At 42.2% G+C, this 19,068-nt stretch carries 17 protein-coding genes, 1 tRNA gene, 2 pseudogenes and 1 riboswitch; of the genes and pseudogenes, 12 read left to right on the top strand and 8 right to left on the bottom strand.

The window, feature by feature from the left end; all coding sequences use genetic code 11:
• Positions 1 to 116: 116 nt before the first annotated feature.
• The gene (locus WS34_RS15615) at positions 117 to 1,289 is read right to left on the bottom strand and encodes a FecR family protein (protein WP_286693731.1); all 1,173 of its coding nucleotides are present in this window, start codon (positions 1,287 to 1,289) and stop codon (positions 117 to 119) included.
• 66 nt (positions 1,290 to 1,355) lie between these two features.
• On the bottom strand, positions 1,356 to 1,922 hold the full coding sequence (locus WS34_RS11320; RefSeq protein WP_087383056.1) for an RNA polymerase sigma factor: 567 nt from the start codon (positions 1,920 to 1,922) through the stop codon (positions 1,356 to 1,358).
• 126 nt (positions 1,923 to 2,048) lie between these two features.
• A riboswitch (FMN riboswitch) is annotated at positions 2,049 to 2,168 on the top strand.
• A 67-nt stretch (positions 2,169 to 2,235) separates the two neighbouring features.
• On the opposite strand from WS34_RS11320, the gene ribD reads away from it, so the two are divergent.
• The 4 genes from ribD to ribH all read left to right on the top strand — a co-directional run bounded on the left by ribD (position 2,236) and on the right by ribH (position 5,868).
• Complete coding sequence (ribD, locus tag WS34_RS11315) at positions 2,236 to 3,369, top strand: bifunctional diaminohydroxyphosphoribosylaminopyrimidine deaminase/5-amino-6-(5-phosphoribosylamino)uracil reductase RibD (RefSeq protein ID WP_046404919.1); 1,134 nt, start codon at positions 2,236 to 2,238, stop codon at positions 3,367 to 3,369.
• A gap of 88 nt (positions 3,370 to 3,457) precedes the next feature.
• Positions 3,458 to 4,096, top strand: coding sequence for a riboflavin synthase (locus tag WS34_RS11310; protein ID WP_013613609.1), 639 nt, complete (start codon positions 3,458 to 3,460; stop codon positions 4,094 to 4,096).
• 47 nt (positions 4,097 to 4,143) lie between these two features.
• Positions 4,144 to 5,373 carry a bifunctional 3,4-dihydroxy-2-butanone-4-phosphate synthase/GTP cyclohydrolase II gene (locus WS34_RS11305; RefSeq protein ID WP_046404914.1) on the top strand — a complete coding sequence of 410 codons (1,230 nt, stop codon included), beginning with the start codon at positions 4,144 to 4,146 and terminating at the stop codon, positions 5,371 to 5,373.
• Between the two features lie 33 nt (positions 5,374 to 5,406).
• Positions 5,407 to 5,868 (top strand): 6,7-dimethyl-8-ribityllumazine synthase, encoded by a 462-nt coding sequence (gene ribH, locus WS34_RS11300; protein ID WP_013613611.1) that lies wholly within the window; start codon positions 5,407 to 5,409, stop codon positions 5,866 to 5,868.
• A gap of 46 nt (positions 5,869 to 5,914) precedes the next feature.
• Here ribH and tpx read toward each other — a convergent pair whose 3' ends face one another.
• The 3 genes from tpx to pyrG all read right to left on the bottom strand — a co-directional run bounded on the left by tpx (position 5,915) and on the right by pyrG (position 10,007).
• On the bottom strand, positions 5,915 to 6,418 hold the full coding sequence (gene tpx / locus WS34_RS11295; protein WP_286693730.1) for a thiol peroxidase: 504 nt from the start codon (positions 6,416 to 6,418) through the stop codon (positions 5,915 to 5,917).
• A 128-nt stretch (positions 6,419 to 6,546) separates the two neighbouring features.
• Positions 6,547 to 8,397: a membrane protein insertase YidC gene (yidC, locus tag WS34_RS11290; protein ID WP_013613613.1), complete on the bottom strand. Its 1,851-nt coding sequence runs from the start codon at positions 8,395 to 8,397 to the stop codon at positions 6,547 to 6,549.
• Between the two features lie 14 nt (positions 8,398 to 8,411).
• Positions 8,412 to 10,007 (bottom strand): CTP synthase, encoded by a 1,596-nt coding sequence (gene pyrG / locus WS34_RS11285; protein WP_013613614.1) that lies wholly within the window; start codon positions 10,005 to 10,007, stop codon positions 8,412 to 8,414.
• 82 nt (positions 10,008 to 10,089) lie between these two features.
• Here pyrG and WS34_RS15610 point away from each other — a divergent pair, with 82 nt between their 5' ends.
• Positions 10,090 to 10,236 carry a hypothetical protein gene (locus WS34_RS15610; RefSeq protein WP_157741867.1) on the top strand — a complete coding sequence of 49 codons (147 nt, stop codon included), beginning with the start codon at positions 10,090 to 10,092 and terminating at the stop codon, positions 10,234 to 10,236.
• 21 nt (positions 10,237 to 10,257) lie between these two features.
• On the opposite strand, the gene WS34_RS11280 is transcribed toward WS34_RS15610, so the two are convergent.
• Positions 10,258 to 12,108 carry a DUF349 domain-containing protein gene (locus WS34_RS11280; RefSeq protein WP_022161504.1) on the bottom strand — a complete coding sequence of 617 codons (1,851 nt, stop codon included), beginning with the start codon at positions 12,106 to 12,108 and terminating at the stop codon, positions 10,258 to 10,260.
• 311 nt (positions 12,109 to 12,419) lie between these two features.
• Here WS34_RS11280 and WS34_RS11275 point away from each other — a divergent pair, with 311 nt between their 5' ends.
• The 6 genes from WS34_RS11275 to WS34_RS11250 all read left to right on the top strand — a co-directional run bounded on the left by WS34_RS11275 (position 12,420) and on the right by WS34_RS11250 (position 15,947).
• On the top strand, positions 12,420 to 13,307 hold the full coding sequence (locus tag WS34_RS11275; protein WP_046404911.1) for a lysophospholipid acyltransferase family protein: 888 nt from the start codon (positions 12,420 to 12,422) through the stop codon (positions 13,305 to 13,307).
• A gap of 4 nt (positions 13,308 to 13,311) precedes the next feature.
• Entirely contained in the window at positions 13,312 to 14,316 is a 1,005-nt protein-coding gene (locus tag WS34_RS11270; protein WP_013613618.1) for a glycosyltransferase family 2 protein, read from the top strand.
• Between the two features lie 53 nt (positions 14,317 to 14,369).
• A complete protein-coding gene (locus WS34_RS11265; protein WP_041557630.1) occupies positions 14,370 to 14,930 on the top strand; it encodes an RNA polymerase sigma factor in 561 nt (186 codons plus the stop codon).
• Between the two features lie 7 nt (positions 14,931 to 14,937).
• Positions 14,938 to 15,315 carry a hypothetical protein gene (locus WS34_RS11260; protein ID WP_046404909.1) on the top strand — a complete coding sequence of 126 codons (378 nt, stop codon included), beginning with the start codon at positions 14,938 to 14,940 and terminating at the stop codon, positions 15,313 to 15,315.
• A gap of 12 nt (positions 15,316 to 15,327) precedes the next feature.
• The gene (locus WS34_RS11255; RefSeq protein ID WP_046404907.1) at positions 15,328 to 15,777 is read left to right on the top strand and encodes a hypothetical protein; all 450 of its coding nucleotides are present in this window, start codon (positions 15,328 to 15,330) and stop codon (positions 15,775 to 15,777) included.
• A gap of 80 nt (positions 15,778 to 15,857) precedes the next feature.
• A tRNA-Ser gene (locus WS34_RS11250) sits at positions 15,858 to 15,947 on the top strand.
• Between the two features lie 108 nt (positions 15,948 to 16,055).
• On the opposite strand, the pseudogene WS34_RS15910 reads toward WS34_RS11250, so the two are convergent.
• Positions 16,056 to 16,282: pseudogene (locus tag WS34_RS15910) on the bottom strand (transposase); the annotation flags it as partial.
• Between the two features lie 275 nt (positions 16,283 to 16,557).
• Entirely contained in the window at positions 16,558 to 17,673 is a 1,116-nt protein-coding gene (locus tag WS34_RS11240; protein ID WP_046404904.1) for a DUF4934 domain-containing protein, read from the bottom strand.
• A gap of 542 nt (positions 17,674 to 18,215) precedes the next feature.
• Here WS34_RS11240 and WS34_RS11235 point away from each other — a divergent pair.
• A pseudogene (locus WS34_RS11235) lies at positions 18,216 to 19,068 on the top strand (hypothetical protein); the annotation flags it as partial.

Raw genomic sequence — 19,068 nt, 5'->3', positions numbered from 1 at the left:
TTTTCATACATTTGTTGTTTAGTTTGTAAATGGCTACTGCCTGAAGTCTTGTATACTACAGCAGTAGGTGTTAACTATTATTATTCGGGCAGGGAGGGGGAAACTCCCTGTCTGTTTTATTTGTGCATCAGAACAATGGTTTTATTCTCGATCTCAAAGTTCACCTCTGTCACTTTTTGTATCAGCTCCAGGAGATATTCTACCGGGCGGTCGCGTTCTGCCGCTCCACTGAACCGTAATTCTTTTACAGAAGGATCTTCGAATCTGATCTGGCAATTGTACCAACGGTTCACTTTTTTCATAATATCTTCCAGTCTCATATCCCGGAATTTGAATTCGCCGTTGATCCAGGAAGTATAAATATCGGGATCACATTTTTCCATGTTCATACAAGCGGTCGATTTGGTATAAGACAATACATTTCCGGGTTCCATCCGGAGCTGTTTTTCAGCATGGTTACTCGATACCAGTACGCTGCCACTGACCAGAGTCGTCATGACACAATCATCGTTTCCGTAAGCAGAAACATTGAAAGAAGTTCCCAGAACCTGAACATCGATATCGAATGTACTGACTACAAAGGGTACAGCCGACTTGGCTACCTTGAAAAAGGCCTCTCCGTTCAGGCTTACCACCCTTTTGTCTTTTTTAAAGGTTACCGGATATTTTAGGGTAGAACCCGAATTCAGCCATACCTGAGTCCCATCAGACAGAATAACTCCATATTCTCCTCCCAGAGGTACGGTAATGGTATTGAAAGTTTCTTCCGGCATATCGTTTTGGGCCAGCGTATAATCTAATACAGGTTGTTGTCCTTGTTTGATAATCCGTCCGTTATTGTCTTTCAGGACTCTGATACTGCTATCCAGCACCATTTTCGTTCCGTCGCCGAATACCAGTTCCGCTTGTCTGTAACCGGGGAATATTCCGGCAATTTCCTCTGCCGTCATTCCCTCTTGGGGCGTATCGGTGAGCGTAAAGAAATAACGGCCAAAGCTCAGCAACATCAGTAAGACGGCAGCAGTTGAAGCGACCGGCCACAAATACTTGCGAATTCCTTTTTTTTCCGGTCGGCCCGGGATAGGGTCTATCTTGTCGTGTATCTTTTGCAACAAAGTATTATAATTCAGATTCCCGTCTTCCTGCACTTGCTCCGAGTCCTCCTGCAATACCTCGTAAAAATCTTCCTTTCCTTTGTCCGACAAGAACCAGGAAACAAGTATATCCCGTTCTTCCGGCTCCAAAGATTCGTCATTCAATACATGTTTTATAACTTCTTTTAGTGCCATTTGTGGTTTGTTTTGTTATTTATACGAACAACTCCACAAACACACGTAGCCTACGGTGAAAAATTATTAATTTAAAAGAAAAGTAAAAAAGAGTAAGTAGTACCTCACTTCACCGAGATCTTGTCTTAACTTTTTGTAAGCTTTATTGAGGTGAGCTTCTACCGTACGTTTCGATATCCCCAACAATTCGGCGATTTCGTCATTATTGAAACCTTTACATTTCAGCATCATTACTTCCCGTTGTTGTTCCGAAAGTTTATTTATACTATCGAACATTACTTCCTGAAGATTCTTTCTGAAAAGTTCGTTTTCAACCGCCAATTGTTCCTGAATCAACGATTGAAATTTTTGATAATAACGCTGTTCCACCAATTTTTTACGAAACATATCGTAAATCAGATTTTTAGCTATAGTCGTGATATAAGTATTAAAATTCAACTCTACCTTGATTTTATCCCGGGTTTCCCACAATTTTATGAATGTCTCCTGTACAATCTCTTCTGCATCCTCCTGACGAACCAATCTAAGACAAAAATATCCCAATTGCGGAGCATACATTTTAAACAATCGGTCAAATGCCTCTCGTTCACCTGATTTAAATTGCTTTAATAATGTACACTCATCACTAACCATAAAAATCTGCTTTTGGAGGAACAAATATCGTTTTTTTTTAATTTTTCTCCTATATTCAATACCAATAAATGAAATGCAGCCTTTGTTTTTTGGGAATAATATATTACATTTGCTTCCGTATTTGAAATGTTTCTTCAGGGCAGGGTGTAAATCCCTACCGGCGGTGATAGTCCGCGACTCCCTTTGGGGACTGAACCGGTGTAATTCCGGTACCGACGGTGATAGTCCGGATGAAAGAAGAGGCAGGACAGTCGTGTGTCGTTACTGTTATGATTCGTATATATGCCCTGAAGTCATTCAGGGCTTTTTTTATATGGAAACAAAGGATCGGGAATATATGAATCGTGCCAGGATATTGGCAGACAGAGGCCGGGGATGGGTGAATCCCAATCCGCTGGTGGGAGCGGTGATCGTCAAAGACGGCCGGATAATCGGTGAAGGTTGGCACGAACGTTATGGCGGCCTGCATGCTGAACGGAATGCTTTTAAGCAGTGTACCGAAGATCCGGCAGGGGCTACGCTCTATGTGACCCTGGAACCCTGTTGTCACTACGGCAAAACACCTCCTTGTACCGAGGCTGTTATTGAAAACAGGATTGCCCGTGTTGTCGTCGGGCTATTGGATCCGAATCCCTTAGTAGCCGGTAAAGGAATCGAAATGTTGAGGAAAGCCGGAATCGTCGTCGAGACTGGAGTGGAAGAAGAAAAGCTCCGGGAACAAAACCGGGTGTTTCTGAAATATATTACTACCCGTCGTCCTTGGATCGTGATGAAAACAGCCATGACCCTGGATGGGAAAATTGCAGCTTATACCGGTGATTCACACTGGGTGACCGGGGAGGAATCTCGGAAGAAAGTGCAAGAAATGCGTTCGGTGCTGATGGGAATTATGGTTGGTAGCGGTACGGTGAAAGCCGACGATCCACTGTTGAATTGCCGTTTGAAAGGCGAGGTCAGGCAACCTGTCCGGATTATTGTCGACAGTACAGCTGCAATTGCTACCGATAGTCAATTGGTGCGTACTGCCGATCGCTATCGCACATTAGTCGCTCATACCTTTCGGGCTGATGCCGGAAAATTAGTACAATTGCAACAGAAAGGCGTGGAAACAATTTTATGTCCCTGCTGTGACAACCGGGTCGATTTACAGGTATTGACAACTAAACTGGGCCAGGCCGGTATCGATTCGGTCTTGCTGGAAGGAGGCGGTGAATTGAACGAAGCTTTCTTGCGACAAGGACTGGTAGATGAGGTTTATGCTTTCATCGCCCCCAAACTGATCGGAGGTAAAGATGCCAAAACACCTGTCGAAGGAAAAGGTATCGCCTGGATGAAAGAGGCCATCGCTTTACAATCCGTTTCGATTGAAAAAGTAGGCGAGGATTTCCTTATAAAAGGTTTTCCCCAACCCAGTAACTCATCACCCAGTAACTCAACAACTCAGTAACTCAATAACTCAGTAACTCAATAACTCAGTAACTCAATAACTCAGTAACTCAATAACTCAGTAACTCAACAACTCATCAACTCAAACTATGTTTACAGGAATAATAGAAGAAATCGGAAAGATCAAATCGGTGAAACGAGGCAGCAAGAGTGTCGTCCTTGAGGTAGAGGCCCGGAAAGTATTGGCGGACACGCGGATTGGGGATAGCATAGCCACGAACGGGGTGTGTTTGACTGTTGTTGGTAAAGGGAATGACGGGTTTTCTGCCGATGTGATGCCTGAAACCATGAATCGGAGTAATTTGGGCTTATTGAAGCCGGGTGATCCTGTGAATCTCGAGCGGGCCTTGTGTCTGAACAGCCGTTTGGGTGGTCATTTGGTAGCCGGGCATGTAGACGGTACCGGAAAGATCGTGAGCAAACAACAGGATGAAAATGCCATTTGGCTCACGGTGGGGGCTGCTCCCGAAATCCTTCGTTATATTGTAGAAAAGGGCTCTGTGGCTATCGATGGGGTGAGCCTGACGATCGCTTATGCCGACGAGCAGGTTTTCAAAGTGTCCGTCATTCCGCATACTCAGGAAGAGACGACGCTGGTGAAAAAGGAGATAGGAGATGTGGTGAATTTAGAAAACGATATGATTGTCAAATATGTAGAGAAACTGATGGGACAAGGAAAACCGAAGGGGGGACTGACCTTGGATTTCCTGGTGGCCAATGGCTTTTAAGCCGGTTAGAATGATTTTGATTATAGATAGGATAAAAAATTAAGAATATGGAAGGATTTAAATTTAGTACGATCGAGGAAGCTGTTGCTGATCTGAGGGCCGGTAAAATGATTATTGCCGTGGACGATCCGGATCGTGAAAATGAGGGCGATCTGATTTGTGCAGCTGAACATGCTACACTTGAAAATGTCAATTTTATGGCTTCGTATGCCAAGGGATTGATTTGTATGCCGATGAGCAAAGCTTTGACGACAAAATTAGGGTTGGAACAGATGGTGGCCAACAATACCGACAATCACTGTACGGCATTTACCGTTTCGATCGACCATGTGGATACGACAACCGGTATTTCGGCATTGGAACGCTCTATGACGGCCATGAAGAGTGTAGAGGACGATGCCAAACCGTCCGATTTCCGGCGTCCGGGACATATGTTTCCTTTGGAGGCGAAAGCTGGCGGGGTACTCGAACGTATGGGACATACCGAAGCCACCGTCGACCTGATGCGTATTGCCCGGCTCAAAGAATGCGGCTTGTGTTGTGAAATTATGCGGGAAGACGGTACCATGATGAGGACACCCGAATTGAAAGAATTTGCCGTACGGCATGGTTTGAAGATGATTACTGTGGCCGACCTGATCACTTACCGTCGTCGGACAGAGATCCTGGTGGAAAGAGTGACTGAGGCTGAAATGCCTACTAAATACGGGATTTTCAAGGCTTATGGTTATGTCAACAAAATCAATGGAGAACATCACATTGCCCTTGTAAAAGGGGACATCACTGACGGCGAACCGGTATTGTGCCGGGTACATTCCGAATGTCTCACCGGGGATGCTTTCGGTTCCTTGCGTTGTGACTGTGGCGAGCAGCTGGCGGAAGCTTTGCGCCGGATTGAGAAAAAAGGCCGGGGTGTATTGCTGTATATGCGTCAGGAAGGCCGGGGCATCGGACTGATCAATAAGTTGAAAGCCTATCATCTGCAGGACGGGGGAATGGATACGGTCGAGGCGAATCTGGCACTGGGATTTAAGGCTGATTTAAGAGAATACGGTACCGGTGCGGAAATTTTGGCCGACCTGGGAGTGAAAAAAATGATTCTTATGACAAATAATCCTTTGAAGATAAAAGGATTGGATGGATTCGGACTCGAAGTGGTCGGACGTGAACCGATCGAGATGACCTGTAATGAAAAGAACGAGTTCTATATGTACACCAAGTATAAAAAGATGGGACATATATTACATGTCAGAAATGACTGGAAAAAAGAAGAATAGAAATTGAAAATAGAGATTAAAAGTGTAAAAGTTATGAATTTACTGGAAGGAAAATTATTAGCAGAAGGACAACGGATCGGAGTGGTAGCTGCCCGTTTTAATGAGTTTATCACGGCTAAATTGGTTGGAGGAGCAAAGGATGCTTTTGTACGTCACGGTGGGGATGAAAATAAGCTGGATCTGGCTTGGGTACCGGGAGCATTCGAGATTCCTTTAGTAGCTAAAAAGATGGTAGAAAGCGGCAAATACGATGCTGTGGTTTGTCTGGGGGCAGTGATCCGGGGAGCTACGCCCCATTTCGATATGGTTGCTAATGAAGCGACCAAAGGTGTAGCCCATGTCGGATTGCAGACAGGGGTGCCGGTGATTTTCGGTATCCTGACGACCGATTCGATCGAACAGGCTGTCGAAAGAGCCGGAACGAAAGCCGGTAATAAAGGTTTCGATGCCATGACCACCGCAATCGAGATGATCAATTTATTGAAACAAATCTAATCTGTTTTATCGTTGAGAATTACAAAGTAATTCTCAACGATAAAACTTAGGCCAGCGCTTTTTTTATCGCCTCCAGTGCTTTTTCGTAGTTCGGTTCGTGGGTTACTTCCGGAACATATTCTACATAGTTCACTTTATTGTCTTTACCGATAACGACCACGCCTCGGGTTAAAAGTCGTAATTCTTCGATCAGGAACCCGTATTTTTTCCCGAAATCTGTTTCTTTATAGTCCGACAAGGTTATGACCCGGTCGATACCTTCGGCGGCACAGTAGCGGTGAAGGGCGAAAGGAAGGTCGCAGGAAATAGCCAGAATAACGACATCCTGGCTTAACTCGGAGGCCATCTTATTGAAATGGTGCATCTGGGCCGAGCATACCGGGGTGTCGATAGAAGGGAAAGAAGAAATCACAACAACTTTTCCGGCAAATTCTTTCAGGGATACCGGTTGCATCTGTTGGTTTATTCCATAAAATACCGGAGCCGTTTCTTCGGTTTTAATCGGTGTCCCCACTAAAGTCAGGGGATTTCCGTGCATAGTAATTTTCATGTTTTCCATCATTTTTTCTTGTTTCTTACGTTTATGAATGATTTTGGTTTTTCGTAAAAATACAAAAAATCCTGCAAATTTCAGATTTCATCCGAATTTGCAGGATTTTTTTTACTTTTTATCTTTAATTACTTTTTACCTCTCTTTTGCTGTTGTTGTTGCATTCTTTGCATTTCCTCCAAACGTTGCTGGAATTTCGATTTCTTGACCGGTTTACTTTTAGCTAGTTCGATTTGCTTCAGCAATTTCTGGTCATCGACAAACTTCCGGATAATCCAGGTTTGCAAAATGGTAATCAGCGTAGCGATGAAATAATAATAACTCAATCCCGAAGAATAACTGTTGAAAATAAACAGGAACATGATCGGCATGATATACATCATGGTCTGCATGCCTTTCATCTGATCGTTCTGCGGTTGGTTTTTATTATTCATAATCATATAGATGATATTGGTCGCAGTCATCAACAGACAGAATAAGCTGACATGATTACCGTAAAACGGAATGGTAAAGGGTAAGGTGGCGATAGAATCGTATGAAGCCAAATCCGTCGCCCACAGGAAGCTCTGCTGTCTCAGTTCGATCGCTCCCGGGAAGAAATAGAACAGGGCGATCAGGATAGGCATCTGGATCAACATCGGTAAACATCCACCCATCGGATTTACTCCGGCTTGCTTATAAAGCTTCATGGTAGCCTGTTGACGTTCCATCGCTTTGTCGGCCGGATATTTCTTGGCGATCTCATCTACCTGGGGTTTCAATACCCGCATACGTGCCTGTGACATATACGATTTATAAGTCAGCGGGAACAGGATGATTTTGATGATCAGGGTCAGTAATAAAATAATAATTCCGTAATTCAATGCGGTGTGGTTTTCCAGGAAATTGAAAATAGGAATAACGAAATATTTATTGAACCACGCAATCCATTTCCATCCCATATTGATGACATCGGGAAGGTCTAAATGATCTCCGTATTCTTTCAATACCTTATAGGAGTTAGGACCGAAGAAAAACTGCATGTTGTATTGCTCGTTGGCCGAACCGTTATAGGCTAAAGGAATTTCAGCATAAGCATCTTTCAGATATCCGTCTTTTTTACTGATGTTCGATTTCAGTTCCACATCACTCAAAGGCTGTTCGCTGATCAGGATAGAGGAAAAGAATTGTTGTTTGAAGTCTATCCATTGTACCTTGTTCGGAAGCGTCTCCTCTTCATCGGAGGTCAGGGACATGTTTTCAACGGCATCTTCGCTGAATTTGTAGTAAACACCGGTATAACGGTTTTCAAAATCTTTACTTTTTTCCAGCTGGGGCATATTGATTCCCCAGAAAAGCGTCAGAAACGAGGAATTGGATGCAATGACATCCCCCATATTGTGGGTGATGATGCTGAAATCGGTCATATAGCTGTCCGGGGCTAACTTGTAAAGGTATTCCAGGTATCTGCTGCTGTCGGCATAAAGACGCATAGAGAGCACCTGTTCATTTCCCTGGGCATAAAGCGTCGTTTCTGTCGTACTGGGTGTAAAGAAAAATTTCTCGGTATTGATCTCCTGATTCCGGGCGTAGAAATTCATGCCGAAAGCGGTTTCTCCGTTTTTCCACAACACCAAAGGCAGCGAATCGTGTGTCCGGTATTCTTTTAAGTCTACATATACGATGCGTCCCCCCAGAGTACTGATGTGCAATTTTATTTTATCATTTTCCAGGGTGATGATTTTGTTTTCCGTATCGTTTTGTACGAAAATAGAATCACTTTTGGTAGCCAGGGGATTGGCGGCAGTCGTATTGTCCGGCGTTTTTTGTGCCTGTTGTTGTGCTGCCAGTTCCTGGGCTCTGAGTCGGTCTACCCGCGCAATGGAATCCTGTTTCCGCTGCATTTCGGCCACTTGCTCCTTACTCGGACGCGTGAGATAGGAAAAGCCGATGAGAATAAGAAAAATAATGACTAATCCGGCGATGGTGTTTTTATCCATAGGTTCTTTTAACTTTATGATAAACAAGCTTTGATAAATGATACGAATAACGGATGAGGTTTAATTACAGTACTTTTATACTCCGGATGGAACTGTACTCCGACGAACCATTTGTGAGCAGGAATCTCGACGATTTCGGTCAATCCGCTTTCCGGGTTGATACCGGTGGTGATCATACCTGCTTTTTCAAAATCCTCCCGGTATTTGCTGTTGAACTCATACCGGTGGCGGTGTCTCTCCTGTATTTCTTTTTGTCCGTAAGCTTCATAAGCTTTGGAACCTTCCGTTAATTCACATTTGTAGGCTCCCAGACGCATGGTGCCTCCCTTTTCGGTTACATTCAACTGTGAATCCATCAGGTCGATCACCGGATACTGGGTTTTGGCAGCCATTTCTGTCGAATCGGCACCTTCCATGTGCAGCACGTTACGTGCAAATTCGATGACAGCCATCTGCATCCCCAGACAAATACCGAGGAAAGGAATGTTGTTCTCCCGGGCATATCGGATAGCGACCAGTTTCCCCGAAATCCCCCGGTGTCCGAACCCCGGTGCTACTAAAATACCGTGCAGATTTTTCAGGCAGTCGGCTGCATTTTGTTCATTCAGTTCTTCGCTGTGGATCCATTCGATATTTACTTTACAGTCATTGACTGCTCCGGCATGGATGAAAGCTTCGACAATCGATTTATAGGCGTCGTGTAATTCGACGTATTTCCCGACTAAACCGATCCGTACTTCTTTGCTGTAGTTTTTTAATTTATATAGGAATTTTTTCCAGGATTCCAGATCCGGTTCGCTGTTTAAAGGTAATCCCAATTGTTCGAGTACGATTTCATCCAACTTTTCTTCTCTCATCTTGATCGGTACTTCATAGATGGTAGAAACGTCGATCGACTGGATGACCGCTTTGGGTGCTACATTACAGAAAAGGGCTACTTTCCGGCGTAAATCGGAATTCAGTTCATGTTCTGTACGTAATACCAGTACATCCGGTTGCACTCCGATTTCCAGCAAGGCTTTCACCGAATGCTGGGTAGGCTTCGTTTTTAATTCACCGGAAGCCGATAAGAAGGGTACCAGTGTCAAGTGGATCAATACCGATTTTTCCCCCAACTCCCATCGTAACTGCCGGACAGCTTCAATGAAAGGCAAAGATTCGATGTCTCCGACAGTACCTCCGATTTCAGTGATCACGACATCATATTCGCCTTTGTTGCCCAATAATTTGATGTTTCGTTTAATCTCATCGGTGATATGCGGGACGATCTGTACGGTTTTACCCAGATAATCTCCCCGTCTTTCTTTGTTGATTACATTCTGGTAAATCCGTCCGGTAGTAATATTATTGGCCTGCGAAGTCGGACAACCGGTAAATCTTTCGTAATGTCCGAGATCGAGGTCTGTTTCTGCTCCGTCGTCCGTCACATAACATTCGCCATGCTCGTATGGATTTAATGTCCCCGGATCTATGTTGATGTAGGGATCCAGTTTTTGGTTCGCAACTTTATACCCCCTGGCCTGCAGTAATTTAGCAAGTGATGAAGCGATAATGCCTTTCCCTAGAGAAGAAGCGACTCCACCTGTAACGAAAACATACTTTGTTGACACTGTATCTTGAATTTTATTGATTTATCAAAGTGGCAAAGGTAATAAATTAAAAGGTTAAAAGTGAAAAGTAGAAGGTAAAAAGTTGGCGAAAGGTAAAAGCAAAGAGATGGGAGTGGTTATGAGGTATGAGGCGGGGAGGAAGAATAGGAGAGTGGGTAAAAAATTAACGCTCTGTGAACAAAGGGGGGAATTGTTCTCCTGGGGAGAGGCTTTGTCGGCAGAGCGTTAATCGGCTTTGAGGAGCCGCTGTTTAGATCAGGCTGTCGAGAGCTTTCAGTTTTTCCTGAAGTAAATTCAGCCGTTGGCGGGTATTTTCGATTTTAGAATTCAATTCTTCGATCAAGCCTTGAGATTTACTGGATTTGGCGATAAAACCGATGTTGTTTTCATAGGTGTTGACGTCGAGTTCCAATTGTCTGATTTTGGCCACCAACTTTTCTCTTTCGTTGATAATTTTGTAATCCTTATAATCACCGGCATCCAGTGAGGACAATTTTGCCCTGAATCTTTCCAGGTCACGGTCGTATTCATCCAGATTGAGCTGGTCGAACCAGCCGTCGATGAGATGTCTGAATTCTTCCTGGATAGCGTCTTTGTATTTAATAGGTACAAATCCGATTTCTGCCCAGCGGTTCTGAAAGTCTTTCAGCTTATTGATATCTTCCTCTGCATTCCCGGACAAAGTAAACTGGCGGGCTTCTTCGATAATCGCTTTTTTCAGTTCCAGATTTTTGCTCTGTTCAGAATCGATGTCTTTGAAATGGAGTTTTTTGTTATTGAAAAAAGTATCACAAGCTTCCCGGAAACGTGCCCATACTTTGTTCGAATATTTCTTGGGAGCGGGACCGATTTTCTTCCATTCTTTCTGATAAGAGATAATTCTGTCGGTCGTGATTTTCCAGTCGGTACTGTCTTTGATCGCTTCTACTTTTTCACAGAGCTTGATTTTTAATTCCAGGTTTTTATCCTGTTCGGCCGACATGTTCTTATAGAAATCCCGTTTACGCTCGAAGAAAGTATCGCAGGACGAGCGGAATTTTTTATAGATTTTATTCCGCTCCTTTTGGGGAATGGTTCCCGAATGCTTCCATTCTTCCTGTAGGTCAATAATATTCTGAGTGGCTGTATTCCATTCCGATATAGAACGGTATTCACCGGCAGCGATAGCTGCTGCTTTTCCGCAAATTTCTTCTTTGACTTTCAGGTTATCTTCCTGTTCCTGTTTCAGGGATTCGAAAAAATGATGGTATTTTTCGTTGATCTGGCTAGTGGCAGCTTTAAAGCGTTCCCAAAGCGGTTCTTTTTGTTCTTTGGGAATAGGACCGATTTCTTTCCAGCGGGAATGCAGTAGTTGTAATTGTTTGAAAGCTCCGGCGATATCGTTGTTTTCAACCAATTTTTCAGCTTCTTCACAAAGAGCGTTTTTCGCATCCAGGTTCCGTTTCAGGTCCAGGTCGCGCAACTCTTTATTGATCTTGATATAGTTATAAAAATTTTCAACGTGATGGTGATAAGTCTCCAACAGGCCGTTTAATTGCCCTTGAGGTACCATTCCGGTATTCCGCCAGCGTTCCTGTAAGTCCCGGAATTCCTGGAATGTCTTGTCCAGTGCTTCTTCTTTTTGCACCAGTGCTTTCAATTCTTCGATAATACCGAGTTTTATTTTCAGATTTTCTTCGCGTTCGGCTTCCGTTTGCCGGGCTGTAGCGTTTTTTTTATCTTTATAGAGCTTGTAGAGGGCATTGAAACGTTCCCGGTTGTCGTTTTTGTATTCGAAATCTTCCGGTTTATCTCCGTCGGCAGTGAAGATGGCCAATGCTTTTTCATACTCCTCTTTATACCGGGATTCAAAAATCTCGGGTAATCCTTCAAATATTTCTTTTAAAGATACCACCGGGTAATCATTGATCAGCTTTTGGGCTTGCCGAATGATTTCCTCTGTACTTAATATAGAAAAATCAATTTCCGGTACTTCTTTCTTTTCCTTAGCGTTTTCGACGGCCTTGCTTTCAGCGACAACGGGTTCGTCGTTTGTACTGGTTTCTAAGATTTCCGGATTCTTGATTTCCTCTTCCGGGATTAAACTGTTTTCTTGCTCCATGATTTGTCAGCAGTTAAGTGTTCGCATATCAATAGGATACATTATCATAACCTGCTTTCCCTGAAAAGGAATTTCGAAAACCTTTGAGAAATACAGCTTCTATGCTCTATTGAACTCACGAAAATACTTTATTTTTCTGAGAAAGACAAATTTTTGGATTTACCTTTGTCAGGTTTGTTGTAGATCATGATATTATTTGACTGATGTGTAAATTATTTTGTTCCTTTTCAGAATTCTTTCAGGAGATTTACTGTCTTGAATTTTAAACTTAGTAAGAAAGCTTTTATCTTTGACTTTTTAATATCGAGACAATGGGTTATTATATTTTGTATGGTTTTCTTTGGGTGGGTGGGCTGTTGCCTCTGAGGATCTTGTATTTTTTTTCGGATATTTATTTTTATCTGATTTACTATCTGTTGAAATACAGACGCCGGGTAGTACGGGCGAATTTACAGCATGCTTTCCCGGAAAAAGATCTTTCGGAAATTATAAAGATTGAAAAACGATATTACCGGCATTTGTGTGATTTTTTTGTGGAAATGTACAAGATGTGGCATATGTCGGATGAACAAATACGCAGAAGGTGTAAGTTTACGAATCCTGAAGTGATTCGGCGGTATTTCGATCAGGGTAAAAGTGTTATCGGGGTATTGGGGCATTACGGCAATTGGGAATGGATGTCTTCCTATAGCCTTTGGATGCCCCGGGAATTCGACTTCTTTACCTTATATAAACCTCTGCATAATGCGGTAGCGGATAAAATGATGATCCGGCTGAGGTCGAGGTTTGGGGCGAAACCGGTACCTAAAAACGATATTTTGCGCCGGATTGTCGAAAACAAAAGAAACGGACGCTTATTCCTGGCCGGATTTATCGGTGATCAGACACCGAATAGGGCTAACCTGAATTTTTGGATGGAATTTTTAAATCAGGATACGCCTATATTAATAGGAACCGAGAAGATTGCCCGGAAATTCGGTTTGCCGGTAATATCCCTGAAGATGCGGAAGGTGAGGAGAGGGTATTATGAGGTGGATTTTGTCGATGTATGTAGTGATCCCGGACAATTGGAACCCGGGGAATTGACCCGGATACATACACGTCTTTTAGAGCGGTATATCCGCGAGGTTCCTGAATTATGGCTTTGGTCGCATAAACGGTGGAAACATACACGGAATACGGATGGAAGTGAAAAATAAAGAAATGGCTCGGGTTGCGGTGATCATATTGAATTGGAACGGGGAAAAATTACTCCGTGAGTTTTTGCCTTCGGTGGTTAAATACACCGATCCCGGTTTGGGCCGGATTGTCGTGGCCGATAATGCTTCCGAAGACGATTCGGTCCGGATACTGGAACAAGAGTTTCCGGAAGTGGAATTGATCCGGTTTTCGCAAAATCATGGATTTGCAGGTGGATACAACCGGGCTGTCGGTTTGGTACCGGAGGAGATCGTTGTATTGCTGAATAGTGATGTGGAGGTCGCTCCCGGATGGCTGGAACCTTTGGTCGCTCTCCTGGACGAAGAACCGGGGATTGCAGCAGTGCAACCTAAAATTTTGGCTTATACGAACCGGAATCATTTCGAGTATGCGGGGGCTTGCGGAGGGTTTATCGATTCCCTGGGTTTTCCGTTTTGCAGGGGACGGATTTTGAACGTGACCGAAGAGGACCGGGGCCAATATGATGAGGTGCGCGAAGTGTTCTGGTGTAGTGGAGCTGCCTTGTGTATCCGCCGGGAAAGCTATCTGCAGGCCGGAGGTCTGGATGAGCGTTTTTTCGCTCACATGGAAGAAATCGATTTGTGCTGGCGGATACGGAATCGCGGTTATGCATTGAAGGTACAGCCGGCTTCAGTCGTTTATCACTTGGGAGGAGGTTCTTTGCCCATGAATCATCCCCGGAAGCTATTCCTGAATTACCGTAATAATCTGCTGATGCTCTATAAAAACCTGAGCCCGCGGGAGTGGAAAAGCAAAAGCCGGAAACGGCGTGTCCTGGATTTTATGGCCTGGGTGATGTTTCTGGTGAAAGGGGAGTGGGCCAATGCACGATCGGTGGGCCGGGCTTACCGGGAATTCGGAAAAATGAAAAAAGGGTATATTTCTGCCACTATTATCCCGAAGCAGGATCCTTGTATTTATCCGGGATCTGTTATTTTTGCTTTTTATTTCAGGCATGTTCGTTCTTTTTCACAACTCTGGAAATAAACCTTTGTCTGGCAGATTTGTCTAAATGTTAAATGCTGGAAAAAATCGAACCCATGGAATTCATAGAAGATGACGAGATCATCCGGTTGTTTCACGAAAGGAAGAGAGAACAGGAAGCTTTCCGGTTGCTGGTAAATAAATATAAAGAGCGTTTGTATTGGCATATACGGAAGATTGTGATCAACCATGACGATACGGACGATTTATTGCAGAATGTGTTTGTGAAGATTTGGCAAGGATTGCAAGAGTTTCGCAACGATTCGAAACTATATACCTGGATGTACCGGATTGCAACCAACGAATCGCTGAATTTTCTGAACGAGAAGAGCCGGAAAGTGTACGGGAATAGCGATGAGATTTCTGTATATCTGGAAAATACTTTAGAAAGCGATACTTACTTTAGCGGGGATAAAATACAAAAAGAACTGCAACGGGCTATTCTGACTTTATCCGAACGCCAACGTTTGATCTTCAATATGAAGTATTTTGACGACATGCCTTACGAGGATATGGCAGATGTGCTGGGAGTGGCTGTCGGGACCCTGAAAGCGACTTATCACAATGCCGTAAAAAAAATAGAAGAAAATCTCAAAATAGTGGATACCTTAAATTGATTAAGCCATGGAAAATTTTGACGATAAATATAAAAAGAAAAATCCGTTCACTGTACCTGAGGGGTATTTTGACGAATTGACCGGCCGAATTACCGGTCGGATAGAAAAACAGAAAGAAGTGAAAAAAAGTTCTTCTCTTCGCGGGTTGAAGCCTTATATGGGCTTAGTGGCTATTTTCTTTCTTGCTTTAATGGTGGTTCAGATTCTATTTCCCGGAGCGAAGAATACTGACTTGCCGGATATCGAGGGGGAAAATACTATTGTACAGGAAATGGAAGCAGAGGATATTTTCGACAGCCAGTTTAATCCGACAAATGAAGAAATCATCGAATACCTGGCTTCTGAAGTAGATAATTATGAGATGATTCTGGCTGGAATTTATTAAGTAAATAAGAATATGAAGAATATAATTTTGATTGTGTTGCTGTTGTGGAGTGGGGGGGGCGTATGGGCTCAGGACAAATTGACCGACGAGAAACGGAAAGAATTCGATGCGCAGAAAGTCGCTTTCTTTACACAGGAATTGGACCTTTCCCCTGCTGAAGCAGCTGTTTTCTGGCCTTTGTACAATGAGATGCAGAAGAAAAACCGGGAAATAGAAGCCGATATGCGGAAAAGCTTTCATGAAGTGAGAAATGCGAAAGGACTGAAAGAAACCGATTATAAAGAAGCGATCGGGAAAATGTTGGGCTATGAAGCCCGGCTCCATGAAGTGAAGAAAGAATATTATCAAAAAATGATACAAGTCGTTCCTGCTTCGAAAATATGGAAACTCAGTGATGCTGAGCGAAAATTTCATCGACAGTTGTTCGATAAACTCCGCCGCGAATCCTGCTCTCAGAAATAAACCTAAAAAAATAGAGTAAAAGTTTGCAGGTTTGTCAAAAAGCACTACTTTTGTGATCGCAATTCAGCGCAGAACATCGAGGAGAGATGGGTGAGTGGCTGAAACCAACAGTTTGCTAAACTGTCGTACGGGTTACTGTACCGGGGGTTCGAATCCCCCTCTCTCCGCCAAATTAATGAAAGTTGTAAAAAGATCGGATTTTTTCCGGTCTTTTTTATTTTATTGGGTTCGAGCCAATAGTGTGGATTAGGGATCAATCGGAAAACCTGTGTTTTTCGATATTTATAAATATCTACATTCTGTGCCACCGTTCCCATAAGTAGTATGACCGCCTGTTGATTCGGCATAGCGCCTCTCATATTAATAACCCTTTTATAATTTCGATCCGGTTAGTGGTATAAATCATCCCCCTGATTTCCCTTTCATATTTGAAGTATGTAAAATAAAACCTGTACCTGTCGTGCTGCTATCTCTTTAACGGCGGATAACTCTTTTGCCATCTTTGCCATTCATAGAATTTCAATTGGCACTTATGGCAACCATTTGTATCCACATAATAGAGTATTTTATACTTATGGTTTAGTAATGAATAATCTATAGTATCTTTTCCATATATTTTCATGGTTAAATTGTCTGGAAAAACAATCTCTTTTCCCATCCAATGTTTGACAACCTGTTTGATTTCTTTTTGGGGGAAGTACATCCCATGCTTATTGATAAACAAGCTAACAGAAATTTGTTATGATATATTTTATGCTATTGGGGAGAAATTGCTTAAGTTTATTTTAGATGGTGGAAAATGAGGACAGGATTATCCGTTTCTTTTAAAGAGATTGAAGTGAATCGGTTTAATCCATATTGTTTGTCGACATTCAATGCTAATAGGGCTGGAATATATGAAATTATTTGATCTTGATATACGCAAAATGCGCTATATAAAAAAGGGTATTCTGGAAAAAAATCATCACCCAGTTTTATCGTTTTCACTTCTTTTGTTGCTGTATCGATTTTTGAAATAAAGTCTTTTATCCCGGTATTTTTGTAAAAAATAGAATATACAATATTCAATGTCCCTTGCGAAATATATAATCCTTTTATTCTTCTCAGAGTCTCTTTCCCTTGTAGGAAATGATATGTTTTTTCTCTGTCAGTATATATGAACGGGGGAATTTGATCACTGGTATTGAATATAAAAGAGTATAAAGGTTTCTTTTCTTGGGAAGTTAATGAAAAGATTGTATGTTCGTATTGTTCACTGACCAATAAATTACTATCGAGACAATGAAAGGGGGAATATTCAAAACTGAACCCTTGATTTTTTTTAAACTTGTCTAATCGATTGATAATTTCTTTTGTTATAGGATTGTACACGACATAATTGTATAATTGATTATTTGAATAATCAGAAAATAAGTAGATGGTACTATCGTTCTGAATATGAAAACAATCATACCAATCATTCACTTGTATAGTATTTTGAAAAACACCGTTGGTATCATATTTGAAAATTTTCTGATTTGTTCGTGAAAGGCAATACACATGAGAATCATAGACCTCAAAATCGGAAATGGAAAGGTACTCTCCCGGAGCTCTTCCTTGGTTGGCTATTTTATTTTGGTATTTCCCGTTATGGGTAAAAATAAAAATGGTGGCTTGTTTTTTATCGAGAATATATATATGTTCGTTTTGAAGAACTATCTTATCAATTCCTCCTATCAAATTGTTTGGAGTGGTTTCCAAAGCAATAGTGTGATAAGCATTAAAAAAATTTGTGATTTTATCCTGCTGATTAATGTCTATTACAAATTTTTCATTCGCTTCTATTATTGCTTCTTTTGGTGTACAAGAACCTGAAAGAATTAATATGATGAAATTGAAGAGATATAGTACTTTCATGCGTTTACTTTTAATTCGTAAATATTGAATCTTACATAGTCATCTGCTCCTGCACTGATTATAGTGCCTCCCAATAATTTGATTTTACCTTTGGTGCCAACATAAATTTCACATTTTGATGGATGACGATTGTAGCTGCAATCCAATCCCCCTTCTTGTTCTGCCAATGCTTCAATATGGCCTGTTGTAAGTTGAACATTATCGTTTTCTCAACATTGCTTATCGTTACAAAAATATACAACTTTTTAGGAAAATCAAAAGAAAGGTATTAGGAAGATAGTTTTACCAAAAAAAAGTGTAAATCCTGATTTTTTTTTGTTTTTATAATGTATCTTTCTAAAAATCAGGGTACCTGGCAACTGTCGTTTTCGGAATTTTGGAAGTTTCCATAATGCAGAGTCCGCTTTTTCATCGGAGTAGCCACTCGTTTGATCATATAAGCTGTCTTTTTAAATGCAAGGTATAACCTGGGCCATAAAATCTGTAATTTTTAATGGTGGTATTTTTCAGAGGATAGAAATCAAAATTGTGTGATAAAAGGTATGAAATATCTGTATTGTATTGTAATTTTTTGTTTTTTAGGGTGTACCTGTAAGAAGGGAGAAATACCGGAAGGAAGTATTTGCCCGGAATACGGGTCATCGATTGGCCGTCACTTTACTTGGGACGAGGCGGATTCTGTAAAACAAAAAGCTGCTTACTTTTTGTTGAGCCAGATTAATAGTTACACTTGTAATAGTGCCGGGCAAACAGTTAGTGAAACAATACCGCCGGCCTTTCTGATTCGCCATATTGAATCCAAAGTCGGTCAATACAGGACTTGTTCCTGGCTGAATGGAATGACTTTCGAAACTTTTTCCGAGTATTTACTTCCCTATCGGGTGGGGGATGAAGATCCCTTCCGATTTCCCGGACCTGATACGCTTTATCGCACTAAGTTCGATTATCTTGTCCGTCATTATGATGATTGTCGGAACTCTCCTTATCAGTTGGGGCATTTCCTGTTGAAGGCATTCTCGGCAGGAGAAGCAAAATTCCCAGGGGAATTAGTACCTGAAGTATATAAATTAAGGTTTTTAGGTATTCCGGCTACGATCGATTTTCTACCTGTTACCGAGCGGGAGAATTTAAAATCAGCCTGGATTTATATCCCGGACGATCGTTTACAGCCACAAGCTCCGGGGTATATGCAGACGGGCCGGATTGGAAAAGTGTACCGGAAAACTTTTTCCCGACAGCCCATTCCCCAGTCACAAGATGGAGAGTACATTCCCTCTTTTTTTAGAAATGCTTTTCAAAAGGATGTTACTGACCAATATTTGCATACGCAGCAAGTTACTTTGTCTGTTCCTGCCGGAATGACTGCGAAACACGTATATCTGGCCATGTATACCG

The sequence above is a fragment of the Odoribacter sp. N15.MGS-14 genome (genome assembly GCF_000980245.1).
Taxonomy (GTDB): domain Bacteria; phylum Bacteroidota; class Bacteroidia; order Bacteroidales; family Marinifilaceae; genus Odoribacter; species Odoribacter splanchnicus.
The sequence above is the reverse complement of the archived record's forward strand: the minus strand, read 5'-3'. Positions and strand labels throughout refer to the sequence as shown.